Raw genomic sequence first — 2,755 nt, 5'->3', positions numbered from 1 at the left:
AATCTTTTCGTCGTGCTGTTGATTCTGCCTTCCTATGACCTGTTCGGACTATTATGAGAAATGCTATAATTCTAACATTATTCAGAGTACGAGCTACGAAAGTTTTGAAGATCAAAGGATTTGCATTAGATAGCGAACGGCTAAAAAACGGTTGGTAAAAACTACTTCAATGAATTACTTGAAAAAATCAGGAGCATCCGAACGTAGATTTTACCAGAAGATTACAGATATTTATGCTGAATGCTCTGCAGATAAATTCGGATATAACAAGACAATTTTACACAAAAGTACAAAATAAATTATATTTGGCGATTTACGACTTAACTGCAGCAGTATTAATATACTCTTGATGAAAAACTACATATGGACTTGGAAAGATGGTCCAGGTAATAAAATTCATAAAAGTGATTGCGAAAAATTACTTGACTGAAAAAGAGTTGAGTGCATATTGTTTCCTAGATTATGCGGAACTTCAAGCAATCGGCTAATGAAAATGCAGAATTGGGTTGAAAAATTGGATGCATTTTTATTGTTCAATGATTATGAAGTGCTTAAAGATGCTGAGTGCTGAAGTTGCAAAAGCCCTAGCTGAAGGAGAATACCAGAGTTGTACAGACATGAATCTGATTTTGATGAATTAATTAAAGCAAGTAAGAAAATAACTACAACAAAAACCAGCTTGTAGTTGAGCTATCTGTGTTTGACATCTTGCTTTTATTTTAATTTCAAGGGGGGATGACAAATTGTCCCCATCCTTCAGAAAGCCCTATATCTCTGCTTTTTATCTTTTTTAGATAGTCAGATGGGTTCTTACTACCTGTCAGAAAAGCTATTACTTCTGTTATTACGTACCACCATTCTCCATCATGTAATACTCTAGTAAAATTGCTATTATCAAAAGCAGTAGTTTCAATATCTCCCTCTTTTAAAGTTAAAGTATCAGTCATAAGCAACCTCTATAAGTTAAGAATAAACATAAAAACTAAAAAGACACTATTTTTAAGTCAGAAAAAATATTACTTACAATTCAATAACTTTCCAAAATCAATTATATGTGAAAAGTAACCGCTATCCATAACATCATCACTTACATCATTGACGTGGATAAGGACTGGACGACATGAAAAGCCTTTTGGACGATTTAGTGCATCTATTTTCTTTTGTACCTCTTGTATTATTGAATGACCAATTTTATCTTTTGAAAATTTGATTTCGCAAATGTAGAGAGTGTTAAACTTCGTTTGAATCATATAATCAATTTGACAGCCTGCACTATTACGCGTTCTCTTCTGAAAAAATGGATTCTCGCTTATTATTCCATCAATTCCCAAGATGTTATGTATACTCTTTCTATTGTTCAGCACCAAATTTTCAAATTGAAGCCCAATAATTGTATACCACTCTGGTAAGAACCCTATAGAGTAGGTGTCACGATTAATTTTCCCTAGATCTTTTTCGATATATTTTAGATAAAACCTTAAATAATTATCTTGAAGTCTGTACCTCCTGAGTCGTGAATCAGTACCCGTTTTTATACTCCAAGTATGATCCTTTGCAATAAAACCAGCAAGCTCAAGCTCATGTAGATACTCAGAAATGCGTCCATGTCTTACGATATTTAAAGTAGCACAAATTTCTTCTTGTTCTTTAGCTCCAGTAGAAAGAGCTCTGACTATTTGCTTATAAAAAGCCGTTTTTCGCATGAATAAATCTGAGAATATTTGATTAAATTCTTCAACTAAAAACCCACCTTTTGTAAAACAAAGCCTTTTAATATTTTCTTCAGCGCTATGTTTAAAATTTACCTCCTCTAAATACTTTGGAATTCCGCCAGTTACTGCAAGCACCTTGAACTTTTCATATGCTGAAATATTTTTTGGCCAAAATTCGTTGCAATCAGAAAGTGATAATTCTCCGAGTGTTAAAGTTAACGATATTCTCCCTACGAAACCAGTACTACTAAGTATATTTTTCTCGATCCAGGATGAAGCTGATCCACAAACAACGAAAATTAGCTTGTTATTATTTTTTAGCTGCGTATCCCAAAAATTTTTTATTTTGCCTAAAAAGGTTGGATCTTTTGAGCCCATCCAAGAAATTTCATCAAACAGCAATAATGTTTTTCCTGATAGTAGACGTTCACCAACTGCCCATAGTAAATCGCTCCAGTCATCATACCTAGCAAAAGATGTATTAAATTGTCTAGCAACTTGTCTAGAAAACTCATTAAGTTGGTAGGACATTGTAGTATGCTTTTCTGGTGGCAAACCTATAAAGGAGTAATATTGTTCAAAATACTTACCAAACTCTTGAATTAAACGACTTTTTCCTATACGACGCCTTCCTTTGACTACTACAAAAGATGCAGTATTTTTTTCTGTAAGCTCCAGTAATTGCTTTAACTCAGTTTTTCTACCAATAAATGATGGAGACATAAAATACGAAACATAAATCTTTGTCTTCGTTATACGCGATAAAATTGGAGACGTAAATAAATAAATTTAGATCTTTGTCTCCATTTTAAGCAGTTTACGAGCTCAGTAGCTTATGTTTATGGCAAAACTTTTTTCTTTAGCTTCGCCTACAATTTGTTTATAGAGATTATCTAAAATATTTCCTTAAGAGTTTTAGATAAAAGTCGTTATATTTCAATAAGACCTCCAAAATAACCAGCTCTTGTTTCACCGAAATTACAAAAACTGTTCACTTTTTTTGAAAAAATATTTTACAACAAATAAAAAACATGATAAAATAA

Annotated in this window: 2 protein-coding genes; both read right to left on the bottom strand. The window is 32.5% G+C overall.

Going from position 1 to position 2,755, the window contains the following annotated elements; translation table 11 throughout:
* Window positions 1-725 precede the first annotated feature (725 nt).
* Window positions 726-947, bottom strand: coding sequence for a BRO-N domain-containing protein (locus tag ACIPNH_RS01110; protein ID WP_400771097.1), 222 nt, complete (start codon window positions 945-947; stop codon window positions 726-728).
* A 69-nt stretch (window positions 948-1,016) separates the two neighbouring features.
* Entirely contained in the window at window positions 1,017-2,435 is a 1,419-nt protein-coding gene (locus ACIPNH_RS01105) for an AAA family ATPase (protein WP_400771094.1), read from the bottom strand.
* Window positions 2,436-2,755: the final 320 nt, after the last annotated feature.

Origin of the sequence: Wolbachia endosymbiont of Drosophila barbarae, assembly GCF_044752445.1 — a bacterium.
In the GTDB taxonomy this organism is placed as follows: Bacteria; Pseudomonadota; Alphaproteobacteria; order Rickettsiales; family Anaplasmataceae; genus Wolbachia; species Wolbachia pipientis.
The sequence above is the reverse complement of the archived record's forward strand: the minus strand, read 5'-3'. Positions and strand labels throughout refer to the sequence as shown.

What these genes read in the sequence shown, in the direction of transcription:
- ACIPNH_RS01110 (WP_400771097.1), bottom strand. Translation starts at nt 947, where the DNA reads ATGACTGATACTTTAACTTTAAAAGAGGGAGATATTGAAACTACTGCT.
- ACIPNH_RS01105 (WP_400771094.1), bottom strand. Translation starts at nt 2,435, where the DNA reads ATGTCTCCATCATTTATTGGTAGAAAAACTGAGTTAAAGCAATTACTG.